33 protein-coding genes are annotated in these 23,297 nt (G+C 66.3%); 19 read left to right on the top strand and 14 right to left on the bottom strand.

Annotated elements, in window-relative coordinates; all coding sequences use genetic code 11:
• Nucleotides 1-108: 108 nt before the first annotated feature.
• Nucleotides 109-408 (top strand): HU family DNA-binding protein, encoded by a 300-nt coding sequence (locus MKL01_RS34480; RefSeq protein WP_243909673.1) that lies wholly within the window; start codon nt 109-111, stop codon nt 406-408.
• Between the two features lie 37 nt (nt 409-445).
• On the opposite strand, the gene MKL01_RS34485 is transcribed toward MKL01_RS34480, so the two are convergent.
• Entirely contained in the window at nt 446-694 is a 249-nt protein-coding gene (locus MKL01_RS34485; protein WP_243909674.1) for a hypothetical protein, read from the bottom strand.
• 660 nt (nt 695-1,354) lie between these two features.
• Between MKL01_RS34485 and MKL01_RS34490 the strand changes: the two genes are divergently transcribed.
• Nucleotides 1,355-2,905: an FAD-dependent monooxygenase gene (locus MKL01_RS34490; protein ID WP_243909675.1), complete on the top strand. Its 1,551-nt coding sequence runs from the start codon at nt 1,355-1,357 to the stop codon at nt 2,903-2,905.
• Nucleotides 2,906-2,940: 35 nt separating this feature from the next.
• On the opposite strand, the gene MKL01_RS34495 is transcribed toward MKL01_RS34490, so the two are convergent.
• A complete protein-coding gene (locus tag MKL01_RS34495; RefSeq protein ID WP_243909676.1) occupies nt 2,941-3,774 on the bottom strand; it encodes a helix-turn-helix transcriptional regulator in 834 nt (277 codons plus the stop codon).
• Between the two features lie 103 nt (nt 3,775-3,877).
• Here MKL01_RS34495 and MKL01_RS34500 point away from each other — a divergent pair, with 103 nt between their 5' ends.
• Together MKL01_RS34500 and MKL01_RS34505 are read left to right on the top strand one after the other, a co-directional pair.
• Complete coding sequence (locus MKL01_RS34500) at nt 3,878-4,771, top strand: SDR family oxidoreductase (protein ID WP_243909677.1); 894 nt, start codon at nt 3,878-3,880, stop codon at nt 4,769-4,771.
• Nucleotides 4,772-5,037: 266 nt separating this feature from the next.
• Entirely contained in the window at nt 5,038-6,387 is a 1,350-nt protein-coding gene (locus MKL01_RS34505) for a globin-coupled sensor protein (protein WP_243909678.1), read from the top strand.
• Nucleotides 6,388-6,422: 35 nt separating this feature from the next.
• On the opposite strand, the gene MKL01_RS34510 is transcribed toward MKL01_RS34505, so the two are convergent.
• The 5 genes from MKL01_RS34510 to MKL01_RS34530 form a co-directional block, all read right to left on the bottom strand.
• Nucleotides 6,423-6,830 carry a hypothetical protein gene (locus MKL01_RS34510; RefSeq protein ID WP_243909679.1) on the bottom strand — a complete coding sequence of 136 codons (408 nt, stop codon included), beginning with the start codon at nt 6,828-6,830 and terminating at the stop codon, nt 6,423-6,425.
• Nucleotides 6,831-6,909: 79 nt separating this feature from the next.
• Complete coding sequence (locus MKL01_RS34515) at nt 6,910-8,148, bottom strand: hypothetical protein (protein ID WP_243909680.1); 1,239 nt, start codon at nt 8,146-8,148, stop codon at nt 6,910-6,912.
• A gap of 65 nt (nt 8,149-8,213) precedes the next feature.
• Nucleotides 8,214-8,795, bottom strand: coding sequence for a hypothetical protein (locus MKL01_RS34520; protein ID WP_243909681.1), 582 nt, complete (start codon nt 8,793-8,795; stop codon nt 8,214-8,216).
• 57 nt (nt 8,796-8,852) lie between these two features.
• Nucleotides 8,853-9,128: a hypothetical protein gene (locus tag MKL01_RS34525; RefSeq protein ID WP_243909682.1), complete on the bottom strand. Its 276-nt coding sequence runs from the start codon at nt 9,126-9,128 to the stop codon at nt 8,853-8,855.
• Nucleotides 9,129-9,214: 86 nt separating this feature from the next.
• Entirely contained in the window at nt 9,215-9,505 is a 291-nt protein-coding gene (locus MKL01_RS34530; RefSeq protein WP_243909683.1) for a hypothetical protein, read from the bottom strand.
• Nucleotides 9,506-9,577: 72 nt separating this feature from the next.
• Here MKL01_RS34530 and MKL01_RS34535 point away from each other — a divergent pair, with 72 nt between their 5' ends.
• The 5 genes from MKL01_RS34535 (at nt 9,578) to MKL01_RS34555 (ending at nt 12,122) form a co-directional block, all read left to right on the top strand.
• Nucleotides 9,578-9,829, top strand: coding sequence for a multiprotein-bridging factor 1 family protein (locus MKL01_RS34535; RefSeq protein ID WP_243909684.1), 252 nt, complete (start codon nt 9,578-9,580; stop codon nt 9,827-9,829).
• Nucleotides 9,826-10,089, top strand: coding sequence for an amino acid transporter (locus tag MKL01_RS34540; RefSeq protein WP_243909685.1), 264 nt, complete (start codon nt 9,826-9,828; stop codon nt 10,087-10,089). The genes MKL01_RS34535 and MKL01_RS34540 overlap by 4 nt, the downstream gene beginning before the upstream one ends.
• A 321-nt stretch (nt 10,090-10,410) precedes the next feature.
• The gene (locus tag MKL01_RS34545; protein ID WP_243909686.1) at nt 10,411-10,671 is read left to right on the top strand and encodes a hypothetical protein; all 261 of its coding nucleotides are present in this window, start codon (nt 10,411-10,413) and stop codon (nt 10,669-10,671) included.
• A 46-nt stretch (nt 10,672-10,717) separates the two neighbouring features.
• Nucleotides 10,718-11,515: a hypothetical protein gene (locus MKL01_RS34550; RefSeq protein ID WP_243909687.1), complete on the top strand. Its 798-nt coding sequence runs from the start codon at nt 10,718-10,720 to the stop codon at nt 11,513-11,515.
• Between the two features lie 151 nt (nt 11,516-11,666).
• Complete coding sequence (locus MKL01_RS34555; protein ID WP_243909688.1) at nt 11,667-12,122, top strand: hypothetical protein; 456 nt, start codon at nt 11,667-11,669, stop codon at nt 12,120-12,122.
• A gap of 250 nt (nt 12,123-12,372) precedes the next feature.
• Here MKL01_RS34555 and MKL01_RS34560 read toward each other — a convergent pair whose 3' ends face one another.
• Nucleotides 12,373-12,582, bottom strand: coding sequence for a hypothetical protein (locus tag MKL01_RS34560; RefSeq protein ID WP_243909689.1), 210 nt, complete (start codon nt 12,580-12,582; stop codon nt 12,373-12,375).
• A 237-nt stretch (nt 12,583-12,819) separates the two neighbouring features.
• Complete coding sequence (locus MKL01_RS34565) at nt 12,820-13,239, bottom strand: MerR family transcriptional regulator (RefSeq protein WP_243909690.1); 420 nt, start codon at nt 13,237-13,239, stop codon at nt 12,820-12,822.
• Nucleotides 13,240-13,298: 59 nt separating this feature from the next.
• On the opposite strand from MKL01_RS34565, the gene MKL01_RS34570 reads away from it, so the two are divergent.
• The 7 genes from MKL01_RS34570 (at nt 13,299) to MKL01_RS34600 (ending at nt 18,086) form a co-directional block, all read left to right on the top strand.
• Nucleotides 13,299-14,051 (top strand): cation transporter, encoded by a 753-nt coding sequence (locus MKL01_RS34570; protein WP_243909691.1) that lies wholly within the window; start codon nt 13,299-13,301, stop codon nt 14,049-14,051.
• A gap of 297 nt (nt 14,052-14,348) precedes the next feature.
• On the top strand, nt 14,349-15,011 hold the full coding sequence (gene parA / locus MKL01_RS34575; protein ID WP_243909692.1) for a ParA family partition ATPase: 663 nt from the start codon (nt 14,349-14,351) through the stop codon (nt 15,009-15,011).
• A complete protein-coding gene (locus tag MKL01_RS34580; protein ID WP_243909693.1) occupies nt 15,008-15,319 on the top strand; it encodes a ribbon-helix-helix domain-containing protein in 312 nt (103 codons plus the stop codon). Before parA ends, MKL01_RS34580 begins: the two co-directional genes overlap by 4 nt.
• Nucleotides 15,319-15,675: a hypothetical protein gene (locus tag MKL01_RS34585; RefSeq protein ID WP_243909694.1), complete on the top strand. Its 357-nt coding sequence runs from the start codon at nt 15,319-15,321 to the stop codon at nt 15,673-15,675. Before MKL01_RS34580 ends, MKL01_RS34585 begins: the two co-directional genes overlap by 1 nt.
• Before the next feature lie 210 nt (nt 15,676-15,885).
• Entirely contained in the window at nt 15,886-16,398 is a 513-nt protein-coding gene (locus MKL01_RS34590; protein ID WP_243909695.1) for a hypothetical protein, read from the top strand.
• Nucleotides 16,391-17,362, top strand: a complete 972-nt coding sequence (locus MKL01_RS34595; RefSeq protein ID WP_243909696.1) for a site-specific integrase — start codon at nt 16,391-16,393, stop codon at nt 17,360-17,362. Before MKL01_RS34590 ends, MKL01_RS34595 begins: the two co-directional genes overlap by 8 nt.
• Nucleotides 17,363-17,375: 13 nt before the next feature.
• Nucleotides 17,376-18,086, top strand: a complete 711-nt coding sequence (locus MKL01_RS34600) for a hypothetical protein (protein ID WP_243909697.1) — start codon at nt 17,376-17,378, stop codon at nt 18,084-18,086.
• A 226-nt stretch (nt 18,087-18,312) separates the two neighbouring features.
• Here MKL01_RS34600 and MKL01_RS34605 read toward each other — a convergent pair whose 3' ends face one another.
• Nucleotides 18,313-18,831, bottom strand: a complete 519-nt coding sequence (locus MKL01_RS34605) for a MucR family transcriptional regulator (protein WP_243909698.1) — start codon at nt 18,829-18,831, stop codon at nt 18,313-18,315.
• 101 nt (nt 18,832-18,932) lie between these two features.
• Between MKL01_RS34605 and MKL01_RS34610 the strand changes: the two genes are divergently transcribed.
• Nucleotides 18,933-19,223, top strand: a complete 291-nt coding sequence (locus tag MKL01_RS34610; RefSeq protein WP_243909699.1) for a hypothetical protein — start codon at nt 18,933-18,935, stop codon at nt 19,221-19,223.
• A gap of 3 nt (nt 19,224-19,226) precedes the next feature.
• On the opposite strand, the gene terL is transcribed toward MKL01_RS34610, so the two are convergent.
• Together terL and MKL01_RS34620 are read right to left on the bottom strand one after the other, a co-directional pair.
• Nucleotides 19,227-20,624, bottom strand: coding sequence for a phage terminase large subunit (gene terL, locus MKL01_RS34615; RefSeq protein ID WP_243909700.1), 1,398 nt, complete (start codon nt 20,622-20,624; stop codon nt 19,227-19,229).
• Between the two features lie 13 nt (nt 20,625-20,637).
• Nucleotides 20,638-21,009 (bottom strand): DUF5681 domain-containing protein, encoded by a 372-nt coding sequence (locus tag MKL01_RS34620; RefSeq protein ID WP_243909701.1) that lies wholly within the window; start codon nt 21,007-21,009, stop codon nt 20,638-20,640.
• 843 nt (nt 21,010-21,852) lie between these two features.
• On the opposite strand from MKL01_RS34620, the gene MKL01_RS34625 reads away from it, so the two are divergent.
• Nucleotides 21,853-22,098 carry a hypothetical protein gene (locus tag MKL01_RS34625; RefSeq protein WP_243909702.1) on the top strand — a complete coding sequence of 82 codons (246 nt, stop codon included), beginning with the start codon at nt 21,853-21,855 and terminating at the stop codon, nt 22,096-22,098.
• The gene (locus MKL01_RS34630) at nt 22,095-22,430 is read left to right on the top strand and encodes a hypothetical protein (protein WP_243909703.1); all 336 of its coding nucleotides are present in this window, start codon (nt 22,095-22,097) and stop codon (nt 22,428-22,430) included. Before MKL01_RS34625 ends, MKL01_RS34630 begins: the two co-directional genes overlap by 4 nt.
• A 13-nt stretch (nt 22,431-22,443) precedes the next feature.
• Here the strand turns inward: MKL01_RS34630 and MKL01_RS34635 are convergent, their stop codons facing one another.
• Together MKL01_RS34635 and MKL01_RS34640 are read right to left on the bottom strand one after the other, a co-directional pair.
• Nucleotides 22,444-22,722, bottom strand: a complete 279-nt coding sequence (locus tag MKL01_RS34635; protein ID WP_243909704.1) for a hypothetical protein — start codon at nt 22,720-22,722, stop codon at nt 22,444-22,446.
• Nucleotides 22,719-23,021: a hypothetical protein gene (locus MKL01_RS34640; protein WP_243909705.1), complete on the bottom strand. Its 303-nt coding sequence runs from the start codon at nt 23,019-23,021 to the stop codon at nt 22,719-22,721. The genes MKL01_RS34635 and MKL01_RS34640 overlap by 4 nt, the downstream gene beginning before the upstream one ends.
• Between the last annotated feature and the right edge of the window lie 276 nt (nt 23,022-23,297).

A 23,297-nucleotide genomic window follows, 5' to 3' on the forward strand; every position in this document is an offset into this window, starting at 1 on the left:
ACCGGCTATCCTCAACTGAGCCATAAGCGGATACCGAGCGATGCCAGAACCGCTTTACAGCAGTCGAGCCCCGATTACGGAAGCCTCTCCTCGACGGCATAGAGGGGCATGATCCGGGCCGAACTCGTCGCCCACAGCGCCGGGCAGAACCCGCACCTCACGGCTCAGGAGCGCGAGGCGGTCGTGCGCACCCTCCTCGGCGTCATCACGAAGGCACGGGTCCAAGGCGACCGCGTGGAGCTGCGCGACTTCGGCACGTTCAGTGTCCGCGACCGCAACCCCCGGGTCGCCCGTAACCCGCGCACCGGCAACACGGTGACGGTCCCAGCTAGAGCGCACGTCTGCTTCAGGCCGGGCAAGGGGGGTGCGAGCGCGGCTCAATCTCGTGAGGATCAAACCGGAGGATGAGGCGGAACGTCTGCTGCGGGCATCCTAAGCGGGTCGTTCAGCACCGCTCCGGCTGCGCCAGCAGGATGGCAGCGCGCACCGCTGCGCGGCGCAGATCATTGCTCGCCCAAGGTTGACCCATCAGCGTCCTGGCAAACGGATGGCCCGCGACGGCAGCGGCTGGGTCGATGCGGAAACCCTCGCCAAAATGGATCGGACCACTTAGCGGATCGGCCATGTAGGCATCGACGATTGCCGCGACATCGTCATCGACGACATGCAGCGTTGCCATCAGGTCGAGGGTCATAGGGTACGCCATCGCCTCGCCGTAGACGGATCCGCACGATGACACAGTGATCTATGTGGATCTTGGCTTGTGCTTGCGCTCACAGTCTCGCGATAGAGTGCGGTCTAGGTAGTACGCATTGGCCAAGGCGTGCGCTAGATCAATGGTCGCCGACAGCCCCCAGTCGGCACCCCCCGGCAGCAGGGCGCCGATCGCCTCGTGCAGTGCCAGCCAGCGCCGGGTGAGCCGCAGCAGCTCATCGCAGGCTGCGTCCGACCCCACCCTCCGTACAAACCGGCGTCGGCGCTTCCCGAAAGCGGCCATTCGTGAGCCGTCCGGCAACCTCCGTTCGGGGTGGCGTGCGGAGGTTCGGCGAAGCCGATGAGCATTCATCAGACGCTGAAACCGACGCTCCTGCCAGCCAAGCAGCCCACAATCTCACTGTTGTGCCCTCGTCTGACACGCGGTACCTTAGCCGTGTCGAAAAAGGTGGACCGGCGTGGTGAGCCCCGGTCAGCTCTCCCGTCAGGGAGAGCCAATTTCCAGCCCCTGATGGGCCGCGGACCACGACGATGCGGACGCATGTCCGCTCGTTGTGGGGTACCCCTGAGCGGCATTGCAGCCGCCCTGCATCCCTCTCGGGCTTCGGCACGCGTCCTTGAACCAACAAGGACGATCCTTATGCAAACCACTCCTGTTCTCATCGTCGGTGGTAGCCTCGTCGGCCTGTCCGCCGCACTGTTCCTCGCCTGGCGCAAGGTGCCCGTGATCCTGGTCGAGCGGCACCCTGGCAGCTCACTACATCCCCGCGCGATGGGCTTCACCGAGCGCACACTGGAATACTTCCGCGCCGCCGGCATCGGTGGCGAGGTTCCGCAGTGGGACCCGAATGCCAAGCTGCGCCGCGCCCGCTTCGAGAGCCTGAGCGGCGAACCGCTCTCGGAGACCCCTTGGACCCCCGGCAAAGCGCCGGAGGAGAAAGCCCACCTGTCCCCTGTGACCGGCGCGGCGATCCCGCAGGATAAGCTGGAGCCGATCCTGCGTGCAGCTGCTCGAGCGCGCGGCGCCGACCTCCGGCTCGGCGTCGAGCTGCTGAGTTTCAGCCAGGACGCGACCGGCGTCACGGCCAACGTTCGCGATGGGACGACCGGCGCGACGGACACGATCCGGGCCTGCTATCTTATCGCTGCTGATGGCGCCAACAGTCCGATCCGAGAACAGCTCGGCATTGACCGGCAGGGCGTCGGCTACCTACGCACCCTTCGCAGCGTGTTGTTCCGCTGCCCGGAGGCTGACGAGGCCCTGCGCCATGGCATCCAGCAGTTCGAGATCGAGCAGCCCGGGTTCAAGGCCTTTCTTACCACCTACGGCGATGGCCGGTGGGTGCTGATGTTTGCTGACGACCAGGAGCGCGGCAAGGAGGAGCTGCGCGCCGCCGTTGAGCGGGCACTCGGCCGACCGATGGACTTCGAGATCATCACCACGGGGCGTTGGGAGATGGCTGGGCGCATCGCCGAGCGCTACCAGGACGGCCGCGTGTTCCTGGTCGGCGACGCCGCCCACCAGCTGCCGCCCACGCGGGGCGGCTTCGGGGCCAACACCGGCATCGACGACGCCTACAATCTCGCCTGGAAACTGGAACGGGTTCTTGCCAGCACCTCCCTGCCGGCCCTGCTCGACAGCTACACGCCCGAACGGCAGCCGATTGGCTGGCTGCGCCACCAACAGACCTTCGCTCGACCGGACTACGCGCCCTGGGTCGGTGACATCCTCAAGGGCGAATACCTCTATGGCGATGCGGCTATGGAGCTGGGTCAGCTGCACCGCTCGGACCTGATCCTCCGCGCGGGCCCGGAGTTGCCCCCGGCCGGGCATCCAGAGGTGTGGGCCGGTCAGCCCGGGACCCGCGCGCCGCACGTCTGGGTCGAGCACGCTGGCGAGCGAGTCTCCACTCTCGACCTGTTCACACGCGAGTTCGTGCTGCTGTCGGCCAATGCGCGCTGGAGTGCAGCCGCGAAGGCAGTGGACGGCATCGTGCAGACGTATCAGGTTGGGCGGGACGTAGTGTTCCCCGCCGACGCACCCTTCACGCAAGCGTTCGGTGTCTCGCCGGAGGGGGCGACCCTGATCCGGCCAGATGGGCTAGTGTGCTGGCGCTCGATCGACCTGCCGGCCGATCCAGTAGCCACCCTCGATACGGTGCTGCGCCAGGTAGCGGCTATTTCGGCTTGAGCTGAGAGGGGGGCGTCCGGCGGATGCCCGCCCTCCTACCCCTCGGAAGAGGCAGCGGCTGCGATCAGGGTCCGGACGCGCTCCACATCGTAGCGCGACGCCGGGCTGTAGACGATCATGCCGAGGTCGGGACGCCCTTCCACGGCAAAGCCGGAGTATTCAAGCTCAATCAGCCCAACCGTCGGGTGCTGCAAACGCTTGGTGCCCTCGCCATGCACCTGCACGTCGTTGTCCTGCCAGAACGCCGCGAACTCCGGGCTGCGCGCGCTCAGCTCTTCGACTAGCCGGCCGATCTCGGCCGAGGCACCCGCCCGCACGGCATCGGCCCGGAACGCGCCGACGACGGATCGCGCCAAGCTCGTCCAGTCCCGCTGCATGTCCCGCACCTGAGGGGTACAGAACACGATCCGCAGGATGTTGCGCTGATCCGGGGGCAGTTTGCCGTAGTCGGTCAGCACCGCGGCAGCCGCCTGGTTCCAAGCGACGACGTCCCACAGGGCCGTCTTGACGATCGCGGGGCTGACCTCAAAAGAGTCGAGCACGCGCTGAAGGCGCGGCGTGATCCCCTCAAGCGCGCGATAGCGGACCTCGGGCGGGTGCCCGAAGGCGAGCATGAACAGGTGCTCGCGTTCCGGCTCGGTCAGCAGCAGCCCCTTGGCAATGCGGTCGAGCACGTCGGCCGAGGGCGCGCCGCCGCGTCCCTGCTCCAGCCAGGTGTACCAAGTCGGGCTGATGTTAGCGCGTTGCGCGACCTCTTCCCGCCGCAGTCCCGGCGTGCGGCGTCGCGTGCCGCCGAACCCGAACGCGGCTGGGTCGAGGCGGGTGCGGCGATCCCGAAGATAGGTTGCGAGGGATGTATTGAGCGTCACGGGGCTTTCGATCCTGGCAGCCTCTATAACACGATAAAGTCACTACTGTAACAGGATGATGTTGAGGCGCATGGGAGGTCCGGACAGGACGGGACACTAGACCATGCGCATCTTCCTCACCGGAGCTAACGGCTTCATCGGTGCCAAGCTCGTGCCCGAACTGATCGGCGCCGGGCATCAGGTCCTCGGCCTGACGCGCTCAGACGCTGGGGCGCATGCACTGCAGGCCGCAGGGGCCGAGGCCCGCCGCGGCGACCTCGAAGACCTCAACAGCCTGCGCGCAGGTGCGGCGGCCTGCGACGGTGTCGTCCACACCGCCTTCGACCACGACTTCGCGAACTACGTGGCCAACTGCCAGAAAGACCGGCGGGCGATCGAGGCGCTGGGCGCAGCGCTCGCAGGCTCGAACCGGCCGCTCGTCATCACGTCCACCACCTTGTTTGGCGAAGCGGTTCCCGGTCTGCTGGCCGATGAGGATACCTTCAACGCTGAACACCCCAACCCGCGCGTCACCTCCGAACTGGCCGGACGCGCCCTGACGGAGCGCGGGGTCAACGTCTCGGTGGTGCGCCTGTCGCAAACCCACGATACGCACAAGCAGGGTTTGGTCACCTTCCTAATCGGGCTTGCCCGTCGCACGGGCCGCTCGGCTTATATCGGGGACGGTGCGAACGCGTGGTCAGCGGCGCACGTTGCCGATACGGTGCATGTGTTCCGCCTCGCGCTGGAGAAGCAGGTCGCCGGGGCACGCTACCACGCGACGGCTGAGGAAGGCGTTGCCCTCCGATCCATCGCGGAGGTGATCGGCGAACGGCTCGGCCTACCGGTCGTTTCCTTGATCGCCGACGAAGCCGTCGCGCATTTCGGCTGGCTCAACGGGTTCATTGGGAAGGACATCGTCGCGTCGAGCGACAAGACGCAGGAGCGCCTCTGCTGGCAACCGACCGGACCGGGGCTGCTCGCCGACCTCGCCAACCTAGCAGTCGATGCCGGCTAAGCCACACGCTGGGTATAGTTTCTATTAGTTCTGCCTGTCGGCTTCCGTCTTTCGCCGCTCGGGAGCGGACGGGCAGAAATCCACCCTCAGCAGGCCTCGGCATCAAGCTCGCTCCAGCAGGTCGAGGAGCAGCGTCCCGGCCGCCGCAATGACGCTCGACTTGTGCTGATCTGATCACGCCGCCCAGATCCCATGCCGCCGTTAACCAGGGCTTCGCGAGCGATGCGTACAGTCAGGAGAATTTGCTGCCCCTACGTGAGACTGACATGCCGACAAATACCAAGCACAAAAAGAGTCTTGGTGTCTTCGGCATCACGGCCGATGATGTAATAGCGTTGCGCGCGCACGCACATGTCGTCAAGCAGATGATGCCAGCGTTGCTCAAGAAGCTGCATGACACGTTCGCGAGCTGGCCCGAGATTGATCAGGCTCTGAAGGTCCCGGAGGTTCACCAGGCGCGGCTCGCCCATTGGACGCTCGTGGCCACTGGCGAAATCGGAGCGGAGTTCGACGCATCGGTGGAACGCTTGGCCACCGTGTTCAGCCGTCACAAGGTCCCTGCATACGCCATCGTCATCTGCCACTCGGTCGTATCGCGCGCCCTCGTCGCCGAGCTGGGTCTCGCCGACCCGATCAACGACAGGTTCGGATCTCCCGGCAGGATGAAGCAGCTGCGTGAGCACCGCACCCTCTCCAGCGTGATCGGCCGATTGGCGTGGTTCGATCTCGAACTGCTGCTGGAGACATACGCGCGTGTCGAGGGCGAGCGCCGTAGCGAAGCCTCGTTGCAGCTCGAAGGCTTCCAGCATCAAGTCCAGTCCATCGTGGCGAGCGTGACCCAAGGTGCCGATACGGTGAGCAGCCGTGCCGAGATGACGGTAAAGGCTACGACGGATACCGCTGGTTTGGCTCAAACCGTCATGGGCGCCTCGCACGAGGCGTCCCAGAACGTGGACGGGGTTGCGGCCGCAGCAGAAGAGCTGTCGGCCTCCTTGAGCGAGGTCTCACAGCAAGTCACGCGTGCTGCCGAGATCGCTCAGTCCGCTAATCAAGCCGCTCACCAAACCGACGCGACCGTTCAGAGCCTGTCAGGCTCAGCGACGAAGATCAGCGATGTTGTGTCGCTGATCTCGTCCATCGCGTCGCAGACAAACCTCTTGGCGCTCAATGCCACGATCGAAGCCGCTCGTGCTGGTGAGGCGGGCCGCGGCTTCGCGGTGGTTGCCGCCGAGGTAAAAGACTTGGCCAGCCAGACTGCTAAGGCGACCGAGGAGATCTCGGCGCAGGTAGCGGCAATGCAGGGTGCAACCAGTTCGGCGGTTGCAGCGATCGAGCGCATTGCCGTGATGATCGCCGAGATGGATCAAGTCGCCGCTACAATGGCAACCGCAGTCGATCAGCAGCGTGCCGCGACGCATGAGATCGCCGGCAACGTCAGCCGGGCAGCCTCCAGAACGCAGGAGGTCGCCGGCAGCATCACCGGGGTCAGTCGGGCCGCCCAGTCAGCAGGCAGCGCCGCAAGCGAACTGCAGGATGTCTCGCGCGACCTAGCCAATCAAGCTGCCAAGCTTGAGCAGGCGATGACGGCGCTCTCCGCTCGCAGCAAAGCGGCATGACGGTGAGCGAGCGTTTAAAAAGGCACCGATCAGCATCACGCCCGCTCCAGCAGGTCGACGATTAGCGAACCGGCCGCCGCGATGACGTTGCCGCGGCCGCGCCAGGGCAGGATCTGCGCCTCGGGCTGCGGCTCGGCCGCCACCTCCGGCAGCACGGTCTCAGGCGCCTCGGTCTCACGGTCCTGGTCGTTCCCGCGCAGCCATGTGATCTGACTGCCGGCGGCGTTCTCCGGAGCGGCCAGCGAGGGCTCGTCGTCGGCACCGTCCTCGTCGTCGGTGTCCCCGTCCATGCGGTCGAGCACGGCGATGATGCGGTCCGCCGCGTCGAGGGCGATCTGGGCCGCCTCCTCCAGGCTGGCGCGGAGTGCGGGCCCGGCGAGCGGCGCCGGGATCGCGGTGGCGACTGGTTTCGGACGCGGGGTGAAGGTGAGCACGTCGCCCATGGTGGTGTCTCGGGTGTGATGGAATGACCCGGCTGATCCGGCCGGGGCGGTACGCACGGCAACAGAGGGGATGGGGGCGTCAGCCGCCCCACGCGTTGGCGATTTCGGCGCGCAGATCGGGGGCGTGCCGCAGGTTGCCCTCGCACATGATCTCGTTCCGGATCAGCGTCTGAAGTCGGTAGTCGCGTTCCGCGTCGGTGGCTGGCTTCCGACTACGCAACTCGTCGACGACGCGCTCTCGGATCCACGCCGCGCGGTTCTGCTCGCGGTCGACCAACCGCCCGGCGGCGTTCGGGTCGCGCCAGGGGCTATCTGGATCCTGCTGCAGCCATGGCTCATCGCTGCTGGTGAGCCAGGTATCCGCCGCCGCGGCGTAGCAACCGAACAGGTTGTGGAGCTGCAGGAGCGTGAGGCCGGACAGGTCGACGGCCGCGGCCTGCGCCTTGGCCCATGCGCAATCAGCCTCGTACTTCGATTGCGACGGTGCGGCAGGGGCCTCGTCTGCTCCGACCGGCTGCCCCTTCCAGTCCACGCCGACCAGCGCGCAGCACGCCTCGATCAGCGCGCGGGCGGCCTGCTCCGTCAGATCCTCATCTTCGCCGAGATGGCTGTCGCGCTCGTACTGGCCGGACACGAACACCATGACGAGGGTGGCCCGTGCCTTCACGGCAAGCCCGAGCGGCGTCCGTGCCGGCGTGCGCCAGATCGCCTTGCTGATCCGCTCCAGTTCGCCCCCGATCGTCTCGAATGCATCATCGGCCTCGATAAGGCCGGGCGTCTTCCAGGCTGCCTCGCTGGCTGCAGTGACCGACCCGCCGCGCGCCTTGGCTCTCTTGCACGCCTGGCTGACGTGATCCTGAGCCGCCCAGTAGGCGGGTGTGGCGGCTCGCCAGCGAGCGTGTGCAGCGTCGAGGTCCAGCCCGAGCGCTAGAATTTCAGCGTCCCCGTTCGGCGACGCGGACTCGAACACGCCGAGACGCAGTTCCCGGCGGACGCGAGCGCGTGTGGCCTCGGTAGCGTCCGGCCTGACCTTGCGGGCGTACTCAGCCAGCGCGACCCGATGCAGCCGCTCCAGCTCTAGGCGCAGGCCCTCGCGGACGATGACGAAACCCTGCGGGTCGTCGGCAGGATAGGCCATGAAGCCGGGCGGCGGCCTGCTCCAGTCGACGGGCTCGGCCGGGGCCGCGTCCAAACCGGGTTCGACCCGAACGTCATCAACGTGCTGGCTTAGCCCGGCCTTCAGGTCGGCGGCGCGCTGCTTCAGGGTCGGGCGGTCGGCGTTGCGACGGAACGGGTTGGATAGCTTGAGAGAGGACACGGTCAGCCTCCAAGGATCATGGGGTGACAGGAGGCGCGGCGGATCGGGCGCCGCGCGGGGCGGCGTCAGGCAGCGGGGGCGCTGTCGTTGGGAAGGTCGAACCGCTCGGCTGCGAGACGGCGCAGATCGTCGAGGGCGCTCTCGCCCCACCACTCCCCGACATGGTCCAGCGCGACCTTGAACAGGATAGCCGCCGGGGTCCGCATCGGAACGCGATCGTAGCCCTCGACGATCGCCGTCAGTTCGTCGTCGAGGGCATTGGCGGCCTCCCAGGCGGCGCCGAACCCGTTGGACTTGCGGCGTTCTGAGACTTGATCCGCCCAGGCCCGGCGGCGCCCCTCATCGTGTGGCCCCGGGTAGCCGCCGTTCACGGCTTCGGCTTCGATGTCGAGGCGGGTCATCTCGGTCTGCGCCGGGATCAAGCGGCGCAGGATCGGCAAGGCTGCCGGGGTCAGGGCGAGGAATGCCGCTTCCTCCGGGCTGGGCTGCACGGTGCCAGCGAGGGCCGGCAGGGGCACGGCGGCGGCCACAGTACCGGCGACGACAGTCCGGCGGCTCAGACTGCCGCGCAGGTCGTTGGCGCGCTCGCGCAGGCTGGCGCTCGGATCGCGGCGGATCAGGTTCTTGAGGGACATGCGCAGGGACATCGCGGGATCCTCGGATGAGGGGCGCGGGCGACCGGCCCGCTCGGGTTGCGGGTCGGGTCAGAGCAGGGAAGCGAGGCCGGTCAGAACCATGCCGCCGCCGATGATGGCGACGGCGGCCAGCAGCTCGGCGCCGACGTCGAGGAAACGCAGAGACCGGCTGTGCGCGGTGTCGGGCCGGACGGGAGCGAAGGCCTGCCAGGGCTCGATGGTCCCGGGCTGGGTCTCGTCCGGCAGGTTGCGATAGCGGCGATCGACGAGGAGCTGACGGCGAGCGCTCGACACGGCGCGAACCGGGACGGGCTGGCTGAAATCGGGGATGCGGGCGTGCTTCATGGTTCGCGCTCCTGGTGGGGCTCGTGGCGGTGGGTCGGTGGTGGTGGAGAGGTGCGAGCGCCGGTCAGTCCGGCGCGGCTACGGGATCAGTGCGCGGCAGCGCGGTGTGCGGCCTTGGCGACCTGCCAGGTGGCCTTGAGGGCGGACGACATGGCCTCGGTGCGGGAGACGCCGCAGCGCTCCATGATGCCGACGGCGGCCTTGCAGGCTGCGGTCATGATGGCGGCGCGGTCGTACTGGCCGGCGGCGACGAGGGGGCGGGTGCGGGCGCCGAGCTGCACGAGGGCGCGGGCACTCATCAGGCCAGCGGGGATCTTGGTACGGGCGTCCTGGCCGGCGCGGTCGATGCGGGTCCAGGAGACGATGCGGTGGGACATGGCGGGCGCCTTGCTTTTCGCCTGATTTCAGCTTTATAATCTGAAATCCGCCTTCATAGCAAGCTAAAAAACATGAATTCAGATGAAAAGTCGTTTTCTTCGGCGCAATGTCGTGCAGCTCGGGCTTTGCTGGACTGGACGCGCGAGGACCTCGCGCGAGAGAGCAAGGTGTCCCGGGCGGCTATCGCCGATTTCGAAACCGACAAGCGTGCTGTCCGTGAGCGCACCACGGATGACCTGCGAGCTGCTTTAGAGGCGGCAGGCGTCGAGTTCCTGAACCACGGGCGCCCTGGCGTGCGGCTGCGGGGCGGCGATCAGCCGTGAGCAAGCTAGAGGACGACAAGGCTGAGGCCGAACGCCTCAAGGCGATGCACAACGAGCGGACGAAACTGACGGCCACCTATATGAATGGCGTCGCCATCGCGGCCATCGCCGTGGGCGGCCTCGCGCCGATCGCGCAGAACCACTTCGAGACGATGAGCGATCTGGAGATAGGCTTGTTCTTTGTGAAGCTCGTTCTTTGCCTAGTGGCCAGCTTCGGCCTACATCTAGGGGCGAGCTTCCTTTTGAGGGGTATGAAATGACCCTAGCGCAACTGGCTCTCGTAGCCGCATTCCCGGCCGGCGCGCTGCTCGTCGGCTTCGGAGCGTTCTGGTTCGCCAAGCGGGCTGTTTGAGCGCGTGACATTAGGCCCGCTGTCACGGCCTCGCCTGTTCCACGTCAGCCAGATTGAGCACGAGCCGAGGGACATCATCGCACATGGCCGCTACGGCAGGGCTAGCTTGCAGTCGACCGCAAATGCGCCCCAGGTTGAACCAGGTCAGATCGGTGCCCTGATATGGGAGGCAGCGCTTGAGACAGCGCGTCTCGCCTGCGCTCCCGATGCGGTCTCACGTCTACGATGCGTGTTCACGGCAGAGACCATCGCACTGGCTCGGCAATTCCGAGATGGGTTCCGGCCCGGTGCCGGCATCTACGCTGTTGAGCCCTGGCCTGATGCGCTGCTGTTCCGCGGCAATTTCGGGATCGTGACAGACATCGATCCGGCAGAGCCTTTCCTAGCCTACATGCCAGAGGGCGCCCTGCGGTACTGGACCGAGCCGTCCGGCGATCAAGTCGAGGTTTTGGTGGGTGGCCCGGTAACAGTCATTGAGCGCATCGAATGAAAACTTTTGGCCTGGAGTTCATTCCCAAGAACGGCGGTGAAGCAGAGTGAACGGCTTGCCCAGTAAGTTGACCGACCCAGGAGGCGGCAAGCTACCTCGCCAGCCGATGAGTGCGGGGCGGCAGCTCGCCCAGCGCATCCCGCTGCTGGTGGTGAAGGCGGGCTTCAGCACCCTACCGCTAGCCGTCTTCGCCTTCGATGTTTTTCAAAACGTGGTCGACTTTGGAAACGCCCACCTGACAGATCGCTTCCTCGAAAGCGTCGGCGCTCGCATTGAACGGCTAGAAGCGAATGAGCAGGAACGGGAGCGAGAGCGGCTGAAGGCCGACCCGGTCTATCAGCGATCCGGTCGAGCGGCGCTTCAACGGCTGTTGACCGAGACGAACCCTCGAATGGCCGATGCCCTCGCCCGTGCCGTGGCCGAAATCGGCGCCTCCGATCTGCCGGACGTCGAGCGTCTAGAGATTGCTCGCGCACTCGATGCATTGACCGAACCGAGTCTGCATCTGCTGCAGACGCTCTATCGGGCGCACCATGATCTACTGACCGAGCCCGAGATCCAGGCGGCCGGAGGCGACGCATCCTCGCTCTTCTTCACGGGGCTGATCTATCAGTCCATGTGGTTGTCGTCTTGGATCGTGCCGGCGATGGATCTTGAGCGGGCCGGCTTGATCGAGGCGACGCTGGACAACACGACATTTGCCGAGGCGGTCGAGGCAAGCCGCGCCGATCAGGGGCACACGGTCCATATGCGTCGGGTCTATGCCATGGGCGAGCGTGTCGTGAAGATGTGCTTCGACGATCCGGCCGTCCCGGCCTTCGGAGAGTTTGCCGCCGCGTCCTGACGGATTGATGGGGCGACCTTCATCCTCGGCCACCATTCTCGGCGATTTTGTGCGCACACTATGCGCATATGGCTTGCGCCTCCACCTTTATGCGCATATAACTGCATCTGTGCGCACACACAGGTAAGCCATGGCTCGCGTCAGCATCTACGTGAGCGACGAGCTGAAAGCTCGCATGGCCGAGACGGGGGACGCTCTGAACTGGAGCGACATCGCTCGTCCGGCCTTCGAGACAGCTATCGCCGCGTTCAACCATCGGAAGGGTCAGAACATGAGCACGGCAATCGAACGCCTGCGAGCATCCAAGGCGGCATACCAAGGAGCGCGAGACCAGGACGGTAAGTCAGCCGGACGAGACTGGGCCACTCATCATGCCGAGTTCGGCGACCTGAAGCGCCTCGGCGATATCGACGTGTCTCTCTATTTCGACGACCCAGACACGATCTGGCGGGCGATCAAGGCGGCCGTTGACCCGGACGACACGGAAGAGGATCGCGACCTGGCTGAACGCCTGTTCGACGATCGGCACCCTCCCGAGGGCGGGTATCTCGTCGCCTGGGTCGAGGGCGCGCAGGAGTTCTTCGCCGAGGTCGAGAACCAGCTCTGACGGCCGGCTGGCCGGGCGACCGCATTATCACGGCTCGGCGCTCTCGCGGATCCTGAGGGCCGCCAGCAGGTCGCGCCCGGCCGGCGTGAGGTGCCATGCATATCAGCCAGTCCGGCCGCGGGTCGCGCGCTCCTCGACGTAGCCAAGCTGGCGCAGCACCGGCATCGTGGTCAGATAGGCCTCATACCGGAGGCGCGCAGGGCTTCGAGGTGCCGGACGCGCACCGGGGCATGGTGCTCGGTGGGCATCGCTACGCCGACGCCTCAATCATGCGCGTGCGCGCCTCGATCAAGCGCTCCTCGTCGGTCCGCAACGGCATCTCGGCTGCAACCTGCTCGACGATCTGCCGCGTGGTCGCCTCGTCCAAGCCCACACTCTGGGCGAACCCGTCGAGACGGCGCATCAGGTGCTGGATCGCGGCTGCCTCGGCCTTGGTATTGCTGTTCGCCGGCGCGGCCATCGCTCATCCCTCGACCGGGAAGCCCATGACGATGGCGGTCTTGACCATGGTCCGGCGCAGCCCCGGCGTAGTGGCCTTGTCAGCCAGCAGCTTCATGGCCTGCGGGTGCATCTCGATCACCTCGGGTCTGAACCCAATCGGTACCTTTGTGGCCCGCTGCTGGGTGTTCGCGGTTGAAGCAGCGGCTTTCGCGGATCGACCCAGGCCCAGGTAGCTTCCTCGATCCGGCCACCCTTATTAACCGCAGTCAAGCTGATGAGGTTCGGACCCTAGCACCTCGATCACACGGCATTCGCAGATCCGGCCCTGGCCGCACTCGTCGAGCATGCGTTGCAGCTCACCGCGCATGGCGATCAGCCGGGCGATGCGGCGGTCCACCTCGGCCAGATGGCGGCGGGTGAGTGCATCCACGTCGGCGCAGGAGCGATCCGGCTGGGCGTTCATCTCCAGCAGCTCGCGGATGGCCTCCACCTCGAACCCGAGTTCGCGGGCGTGGCGGATGAAGTTGAGCCGGGAGATCTCAGCGGCGCTGTAGCGGCGCTGCTTGCCCTCGGTGCGGATCGGAGCAGGCATGAGCCTGACCTCTTCGTAGTAGCGGATGGTCGGCACCTTCACGCCGGTCTGCCGCGACAACTCGCCGATGGGAATGCCAGCCATGGGCCTTGAACCTCTAGTGACTGGAGAGTGTATCTGAGAGGCCGAAGGGAGACCACCTGATGGCCGATCACTGCTGCAAGAGCGACGCTGCGTGCTGCGAGCCGCCCACGCTTGTCCTACCGGCGCAATCCGCACCGGCCGGGCACTCCGACACCTGCGGCACGGAAGCTGACAGCTGTTGCCCAAAGGGGGTGCCAGTCTTCGACGGGGTGAACCCGCGGTACAAGCGCATCCTCTGGACCGTCATCGGCATCAACGGGGCAATGTTCCTGGGCGAGATGGCGGCGGGGCAGCTTGCCGGGTCGCAGGCGCTCAAGGCCGACGCGCTCGACTTCCTGGCCGACACCGTCACCTACGGCTTGAGCTTGGCGGTGATCGGCGCGAGCCTGCGCACCCGCGCCACGGCGGCCCTCGGCAAGGGCTTATCGCTGTTCCTGATGGCGCTGTGGGTGTTCGGCTCGACAGTCTACCAGACGCTGATCCTCGGTGTACCGAAGGCCGAGGTCATGGGCGTCATCGGCGTGCTGGCGCTCGCGGCGAACCTCGCCTCGGTCCTGCTGCTGCGGCCCTACAAGGACGGCGATGCCAACGTCCGGTCGGTCTGGCTGTGCTCGCGCAACGACGCCATCGGGAACGTGATCGTCATGGCGGCGGCGCTGGGCGTGTGGGGCATGGCGACTGCGTGGCCCGACCTGCTGGTGGCGGCTGTCATGGCCGGGATCTTCCTGACCTCGTCGGTCCAGATCCTGCGCCAGGCATGGGTGGAATACCGCATTGGTGGAACGCATTCGTACCCAGTGCCGGCCGAGTAGCGAGCGGATCGGCCGGGCGGCCATATCATCACGGCTCGCCCGGCCTCGCGCACAACCCCGACCGCGTCCGCGGCTGGTGGCGCCTACATGACGGCGTGTCCGCTCGTCCGCAAGCATGCACGTGGGCTTGTGGGCAGGCAGGCATGTCGGCTCGACGGATTGCGGGCCGGCGCGTCTCGGCGGCCACAGACAGCCGGCGGTTGCCGTGCTGAAACCACGGCAGGTGAGTCGGCGCGTGGGCCTGTGGGCAGGCAGGCAGGGCTGCAGGCGGTCACGACGACAGGCGGGAGTGCGGACGTGCGGACAATAGCCGTCATCAGCCAAAAGGGCGGCGTCGGGAAATCGACGGTCGCGGTCCACCTTGCGGTGGCCGGCACGCTGGCGGGCTTCCGCACGGCGCTCGTCGATCTCGACCCGCAGGCCACGGCCCGGAAGTGGGGCGACAAGCGACAGGCGCCCGAGCCGGAGGTAATCGGCGATCATGCCGAGCGGCTGCCGCAGCTCGCGGACGCAGCGCGGGCGAACGGGGCGGACCTCCTCATCATCGATACGGCGCCGAACGCGGACCGGGCGTCGCTGGCGGCGGCGCGCACGGCCGATCTCATCCTGATCCCCTGCCGCCCGGCGGCCTTCGACCTAGAGGCGATCGAGGCGACGCGGGATCTAGCGACCATCGCCAAGAAACCCGCCTGGGTGGTGCTGTCCTCGGCGCCGACGCGCAGCGCAATCGTCGAGGAGGCGCGGCGCGGGCTCGAAGAGCAGGGCGCCAAGGTGGCGCCTCAGGTGATCCATCAGCGGGTGGCCTACAGCTATGCGGTGATCGACGGCCGCACTGCCTCCGAATATGAGCCCGACGGCAAGGCGGCCGAAGAGATAGCCGCCCTGTTCGCCTGGGCTCGTGGCGAAGTGGGCCTGCCGGCAGGTGGGCAGTCCGGCAAGAAGACGAGGGGGCAAGCGTGACGAAGCGGCCGAGCCTGTTCAGCGCGAAGACAGCGCCAGCGGCATCCGAGGCGAGCGAGGCTCCCGCGACTGAGCCGGCTGCCGCACCCTCCCCTGCGGCCGCACAGGCGGGCGAGCCCGCGCCGCGGACCGTCTATCCGAAGGCCACGACACGCGCAGGCAAGCGGGTGGTGACGGCCTATGTCTCGCCCGAGGCGTTCCGGCAGCTCAAGCGGATCGCGGCCGATGAGGATGCTCAGGTGCAGGATCTTCTGACGGAGGGGCTGAACGCGGTGTTCGCGGCTCGCGGCTTGTCGCGGATCGCGTGATGACGGAGGAAGGCGCTCACTACGGCGTCGCATCGGTTGACTGGGAGCACACGCGTCGGTTCAAGATAGCTCCCGTGCCTGGCCCGCCGGACTGGCCCGCCCATGTTCAGCCGATATCATTGGAGGGGCTGGCCCTGCTCGGCTTGGATCAGCAGGGGTCTTTGTATTGGGACGGGAAGCCCGTCGAGGTACGGCAGTCGCTGGCGCTGACCCGCGGGCAGAAGGCGATTGCCGGTCTCGTCGTTGCGTTCACGATCTTGGGCGGTCTCGGGTCCATGCTTCAGGGCGCCGTCGTCGCGCATCAGTGGGGGTGTCAGACAAAAGCTTGGTTCAAGGGCTGCCCCGCATCGCAGTGACGTCTCGTCTGCTTGCCTGCCAGCCTCGTTGCCTGCCTGTGGGCAGGCCCACAATCCGGCTCGCCCGCCTTGCCGCAAGGCTGCATCCAACGTAACTTGTGATAACGGTCATTCTCGAAAGTTTGACCAATGGTGGATATGAGTGCGTTGAGCGGACAATCGAGCACGGTTCGGCGTTGTCTTGCGTGACTTGAGCTGAAGGGGGTCGGCATGCCTGATACGCCCGTCGTCGTTGTTCCGACCGAGACGTTCTCGCTGCCGCCAGAGTGGATAGAGGCTGCCGAGCAGGCGGCGCGCAACCTGGGTCAGGGCAAGCCGCTCGCCGAACTCAGCCCAGAACACTGGCAGCTTGTGCTGGCGAGCGTCACGGATCGGATGCTGCTGCATGGTGAGACACTGCCGCCGGGATGGAGGCGCACCCTTGCCCAGCAAGTCGGGCGGCAGGAGGCTGCCGATCGTGCGGAGGCGCGTGTTCTGGCCCTGCATGCCAAGCGCGAGGAGATCGCCGCTCACATCGCGCGCGACTTGGGGCTCGGCGGCTTGGCCGGGCTCAGCCGAGACGAGCGCGCTGCGGTCGATCAGCAGACCACCGAGACCATCGAAGGCTGCGATCCAGCCTCGCCCGAGCCGACCGACTGCTCGGAGGCGGATCGAACGATGCGAAGGCTACTCTCTGAGCATCACGCTTTGAAGGATCTCCAGGCGGACGAGGTCGATGCCTGACGCCTTGCCCGCAGAGACGATCGAGCTGCGGACCAGCCTTCCTGCGGAAGCAGCGGAGATCGTCCGCGCCTATCAGCGGGCCAGCAAGGCGGACGCGACGATCCGGGCCTACCGCGGCGACGCGGAAGTCTTTCAGGCCTGGTGCGCCCGGTTCGGCTTTCGATCCCTACCGGCGAGCCCAGAGGCGGTTGCGGCTTTCATCGTCTCGGAGGCCGAAGAGGGGCGGGCGGCCTCGACGCTCGGGCGCCGCATGGCGGCAATCCGGCATGCCCACAAGCTGGCAAGCCTACCTGACCCCACGGAGGACGAAGGCGTGCGTGCGGCTATCCGCGGCGCCAGGCGCAAAGCCGGCGTGGCGCCGACCCAGAAGGCGGCCGCGACCGCCGAGATCCTGGCCGCGCTGCTGATGCGGACGCCCGACACTCTGACCGGCAAGCGCGACCGGGCGCTGCTGGCGCTCGGGTTCGCGGGCGCGTTCCGCCGGAGCGAGCTCGTCGCCCTCGACGTCGCCGACCTGATCGAGGATCCGGAAGGCCTGCGGGTTCGGGTGCGCCGGTCGAAAACCGACCAAGAGGGCAGGGGGCTGGAGAAAGCGATCCCGCATGGCCGGTTCATCCGGCCCGTTGCCCTCGTGCGGGAATGGCTCGACGCGGCAGGCATCACGGCGGGCCCGGTGTTCCGGCCGGTGTCGCGGTCAGGGAACGTCCGGCAGGGTGAGGGGGTGCGGCTGACGACCCAGGCGGTGGCCGACATCATCAAGCGGTATTGCGCGGCCGCAGGCCTCGATGCCTCGACGTTCGGGGCGCACTCCCTCCGGGCTGGCTACATCACCACGGCCGCCGAGCGTGGCGCCGATCTCGCCCGGATTATGGATCAGAGCGGCCATCGGGACCCGCGGACGGTGGTCGGCTACATCCGGCGGGCGAACGCCTTCAAGGGGCATTCGGGGAGCGGGTTTCTGTAGAAGGGCAAGGGCGATGGGTAAGGCCAAACCACCAATCCACGCCGTCATGCATGTGAGCGAGCGCTCAGACAGTGCAGAAATTATAAATTCTGACTACAGGATACACTACGCTAACAGCCACCTGTGTGCTGCAATACATTTTCACAAGGCAGTCGATCAAATAGAGAGCATTAACGCTGGGAAAGAATACGGGGAATTCTGGGTCGTAGCTCAGTACAATGCTGTTGCCTGCGTCCTTACAGCGGTGGCCGCAGTTGAGGCATATGCAAACGAAATCTACGCTGATCGTGAGCAGATTTTTGGTCCGCAAGCTGCAGATCAGATTGACGAGATGATGCGTATCTGCGGCAGAAGCATGCGGACATTAGACACGATCGCAAAACTCGAATTATTTTTACGTATAACGAAGAATACTGAAATCGACCATGCCAGAGACCCATACAGGAGCATCTGCGCGCTTGTAGAACTCAGGAATGCTGTGGTGCATTTCAAGCCTGAGCCTAATAGTCATGCCCCAGCGCACGAAGCTTTATCTAAAAAACTTAGAAGCTGCATAAAGCCTGGCCCCTTCATCCGAGCAAACAACGAGGCACTGTTTCCTCGACGCTGGATTTCAGCCTCTTCGACAAAATGGGCAGTAATGACCGCAATATCTTTTGTGCGTGAGTACGAGAAGCTGGCAGGTATTCCGGATAAATTTTTCGGGATTGAAGGCAAGGTCTGAATTTCATCACTGCGCCCCCAAGCCGACCCGCGCCAGCTGCACCGTGCGCAGGCGGCGCTTACCGTAGCGGTCGTTTGGGGAGCTAGAGAGGACGCGCCGGCCACGCGTGAACGGGGGAGGACACAGCAACCGGCGCGCTCGCTAGCGGGAGTGTGATGGCACTCGACCACCGCGATACAGAGGTAATGGGAGCCAAGCTTGGAAAGATCCGTCTCCCCGCCTGCCACTACGCCTCAGCAGCGTCCTTAGCCTTCCGCGGCCGCCCACCCCGCTTCGGCTTCTCGGAGACGGTCGCAGCGACCTCTGCAGCCTTCGGAGCCGCCTTCCGCCGCTGCTGGCCGAGCCCGAGGTTCTTGGCCAACGCCGAGCGCTGCGCCGAGTAGTTCGCCGCCGTCGAGGGGTAGTCCCGCGGCAGCCCGAAGCGCTCGCGGTACTGCTCCACGGTCATGCCGTTGCCGGTGAGATGCCGCTTCAGGGTCTTGTACGGCTTGCCATCGATAAAGCTGATCAGCGCGTCCGGCGTGATCGACTTCCGGATCTGAGCGGGGGTCAGCTTCTCCGGCACCGGGGTTGCAGGTGTACCGGCATTTCCAAGCCCCGCGAGCGCCGCGTGCGTGCTGGCGATCAGCTCCGCCATGTCGGCAGGCCGTACCGAGTTGTTCGATACATAGGCCGCGACGATGTCGGCCGTCAGCTCAATGAAGCCGACGGGCCGCGGGCCGATTATTTCTACGACTTTGTTCATGGCGCACCTGCCTTTGTAGAGGGCGGATATTCTGTGGACGGGCGCAAAAATGCAATCGTATCGCAGCGTGAATTTGTGTTTCTGATGCTATCAATACCGTAATGATGCAGTCTCCGGGCCTCGAAAGCGCTGCGCATATCATCGCCGAGAACGTAGCCTCGGCGTTCGAGCGCGCGTGCGCTGACGAGGACTTTCACGATTTTTCGCGCGAGATCCTCGTAGCTCGCTTGTTGCGCGATCTGCTGCCTGTGATGCCAACTCAGTGCAGCAACACGCTGACTGCCGCCTGCAATCACACCCTCGACAACACCGCCGGCGTGATGGGCCTCTCTAGCCCTCGGGTCGAGGCGGTCGATCCCGACAATGGGTCGGTGACGATGCGGCAGGTGTGACCTCTACACCCGCCAGGATCCTCCACCAGAGCGCATCGTTTTGTAGCCGCGGGCCTTGACCGGCTCCGGTTTCGGCCTTGCCACGATGCCAGGCCGCACGCGGTCGAGGAGCTGCCCAATGAGGCCAAGGGCGTCCACTTGGTCGTCATGCACGCCCGCTGGGAAGCGCAGAAGCTCGGCCTCGAAGTCCTTCCGCCAGGGCGCATCGCCGGGGACGTAGAGCCCGCGCATGGACATGCGGGCGCGGATGCTCTGAGCGCGGACGGCCTTGTCCCCGCGGGTCGGGAACTGACGGCGCGGGACGTAGGCTTTCTGCTCGCGGGCGGCCGCGTCGATCATCGGGCCGAGCGAGGCACGGATCTGGCCGGTTTCCTCGGCCCACTCCAGCGGGCGCCACTTCTTCACGAGGTCGCACCAGGCGCTGATCCACTCGGCGCTGTCGGCCTGCCGCCGCCAGAGGTCGAGGATGTGCATGTGGCCGTCAGGGTCGAGGCCCACGACGATGTGCACCGTGTAGTCGCCGCCGTCCCGGGTCACGGCATAGTCGGACGCCCCATAGACGTTCAGGTTCTCGCGGGCCGGGGAGCCCTTGGCCGGCCGGATCCATTCCCGCTCGAAGTAGGCGCCGCCCTCCGGCACCGGCACCTGCTGGTACAGGCTCGCCCAGGTGCGGGTGTCGACCTCTTCCTTCCGCCGACGGAGCTGTGCGCCGTAGCCGTAGTCGCCGTCGTCCCAGAGGAATTCGCCGATCTGCCGGCCGAGCGGGTCGGCGAGCCCGGCCTGCGCCGGCAGGTTCAGCACGCGGTAGGGCCGGGCGATGTCGTCGAGCTGGCGGATGATGCGGCCGGCGAGGTCGTCGTCATGCCAGCGGGTGTGCATGATGACCTTCTTCGCCCCGGGCTTGAGGCGGGTCGAGAAGTCGTCCGAGTACCAGTCCCAGACCCGGTCGCGCATGCGCCGGCTCTCAGCGTCCTCGCGGCTGCCGAATGGATCGTCGATGATGCCTAGATCGGCCCGGAAACCGGCGATGCCGACACCCACACCCACGGCGTAGTATTCCCCGCCGGCCGTGGTTGCCCAGCGGTTCGCGGCCTGGCTGTCGTCGGACAGGGCAACGCCGAGGTCCTGGCCGTGCTCGACGATCAGGTTGCGGGTCTTCCGGCCGAACCGCTCGGCAAGCTCGGAGCTGTGCGAGGCGGTGAGCACGTTCCGGTCGGGGTGGCGGGCTACGTACCACGCCGGGAACAGGTGGTTGGTGTAGATGCTCTTGCCCGAGCCCGGCGGCATGAACACCAGCAGGGTGTCGATCTCGTCGTCGCTCTCCAGCAGCTCCAGCTCGGAAATCAGCACCTCGTGGTGGTGCGCCGGGGTGTAGCCGGCCGCCACCGACCACGCGACCATCGAGTCCTGAATGTCAGTGCGCCGTTGGCGGCGCTTCGCCTCCATCGTCAGGCGCCTCACCCGCTCCCGCGCGGCCGAGACGTCGAAGCTGCTCGACGGCGGCGGCGAGTTCTGACCCAAGCTCGGCATCGGACAGCTCTCCCATGTTGTCGACCGTGACGTGCTGCGGGGCCTTGCCCCAGCCGCGGTCCAGGATGGTGTTGATCGCCGACATGCGGGCGGTTCCGGTCTCCTCCGGGTTCCGCATGATCTCGGCGGCCGTCTCGATCGCCTCGCGCGTGTAGGAGCGGGCGAGCGCCTTCACGTCGTCGGGGATGCGGGGGCGGCCGTTCGGGTTGCCGGACTGGCCCGGCTGGAAGGGCTTGAGATTGCTCGGCTTGGCCATCGTCTTAGACGCTAACTATCATTCTGCCGCCGGTATATAGTACGGATCTATGATCACTGGATACAGTGGCTCGAACAGTGAAGCGATCACGACGCAAGCAGGCCTGACGGTCGTCTGCGTTCTGCCACAGGGCGAGCGGCCGCTGCGGTTCATCAGCCCGCCGACGGCGCTGCATTGATAGACGGGTATGGAGTTTCCACCGGTCCTTAGCTCCACCCCGACGAGTCGGGTTGCAGCCGATCGACGAATAGCGCAGCTTCCACGTAGTAATTACGGAGGGAGCGGCCATGAGTCCAACCTATCCGCAGCGTGAGGACCTCTCGAGGACTCAGCAGACTGCCGCGATAACAGCCCGGCCACCGTATGAGGATGAGATCCTCCAGGAGCAGATGAGGCGATTGCACAATGCACGTGCGCGCCAGCGTGCGGCTCGTCAGAGCCTAGCGATCCGCCCCTACGCCTGAGGGCGGCGCCATGCTCGAACGCGTGGCTGCCATCTGCCTCATCATCGTAGCCATGTCCGCGGCGACCTCGATCAGCTTCTCTGGAACTGAGCCGTTGCCTCGGCCTCGCCGCGTCGAATGGGATGATCCCGACGACGCGGAGAGATGAGGCCGCGGCGCTGGTCTCGATGCCGGCCTGCAGGCGCGAGACAGCCCCCTCGGCGAGCGCGATCCGGCTCCGGACTGCCCTGGCTTCTAGGAGGCCCGTCATGGCCGCATCCGGGTTGTTCTCGCTGCAGTCACGTTTTGCTGATCCAGCCTTGGCTTGTGATCCATGTGAGTGCGGACCTGAAGGCGTCGAAGTACAGGGACCGTCCCTCGACGCTGGATGCCCTGTGACATGCACGACGAGGCCGAGACTGCGGCTCTGCCATGCGCCTTCATGGCGGCTTTGATCGACCTGCTCGGCGAGACGCCTGAACCGCATGCTCGGCGCTCAGACAACTCCTTCGGTCGCTTGGACAAGCAGGAGAGGGAAGCCCGCTCGCACGAAGCGCCTGCGGCGACCATGGCCGCGATCAAGGGTGCGCGGGTGCTGCTTGAACTAGCCGATTTGTCGCCCCTTCATCCAAGCGCGACGCGATGACAGGCGAGGCGCCGGACGACGACGATAAGGAGACCGGCGACCCCACGTCGGCCACGCTGCACACCATGGCGGTGAACTTGGCCGCGATGCAGCGCCTTCTGGGCCGCCAGCCCAAAGTCGGAACGCTCGCGCAGGCCGACCCGGCTCTGCTTGCGGCAGCGATTGCGCTCGGGCGCGAGGAAGTGAGGCATGTCAGGACGGTACTGGCGCAGATACCGCAGGACCCAACAGACCCATGGCGGCGAACCGCCGATGATTTGATCGCGACCCTGGCCGAACTCGACGGCGTACTCGACGCGCTCGAAAAGATGCTGGGCCACCTGAGCGGCTAAGCGGACACTCATCTCAGGCCTTGTCCGATCGGGGCAGGAAATCGGTCCAGACTGCGCGGAGGAGCGCAGTGCGCTCTGCGGCGCGGCCTAGATCCGTGGCGGCGATCGCGCGCATCAGAATGTCGAGGGCCCCGACGCCATCAGCCGCGCAAATTTCACGTCCCTTGCGGGCGAGCGCGGTTCGGAAGGCGATGGCCGCGGGCGCGCCAGGCTCACGACGCTCGATGCTCTGTACGAGCCCGAGGACGAATGCGCCCGTCGGCGTCAGATCGGAGGCGGCAGGTTGGCTCATGCGCTCGCCTCCAGCTCGCGCTCGAAAGCCTCCATCTCCGCGTCCGTGAAGGCGACGGCGCTGCACCACTGGTAGTGGACGGGGAGGGGCATGGCGTAGGCCGGCACCCGGTAGGATCCGAGCGCGTCGCGGCGGGTCTCGGTGCCGACGTCCACGATCAGCCCAGCCTCCAGCAGGTTGCGCAGCGTCTTCGGGCTGCAGGCGGGCGGCTCGCCGCAACCAACCCTGTCAAGGGCGCGGCGCTCGGCCGAGGTGCGGCCGGGGTGGGGTAGGCGGTCGGGGTCGGACTTGCGGGGCATGGCGCCTCCTCAGGCTGCGGGAGGGTTCAGGGCGGCGTAGCTTGCTAGGACGTGCCGGCGATCGGTGGCGACGCGGACCGCAGAAAGACAGGGTGCAAATTCACGAATGCCGGTCACACCCGTAGCTATGGAGCTGCACGAGTTCATCGGCATTGCCGCCCTGGCAGCCGCCTCCGCTCTGGCCGCAGTCGGCTTCTGGCTGATCGTCGCCGCGATCTTGAGCCTGCCGGCTGACCCGGGCGATCCGCTCATCCAGAACATTGTGGCGGTGCTACA

Origin of the sequence: Methylobacterium sp. J-070, from assembly GCF_022829385.1 — a bacterium.
In the GTDB taxonomy this organism is placed as follows: Bacteria; Pseudomonadota; Alphaproteobacteria; order Rhizobiales; family Beijerinckiaceae; genus Methylobacterium.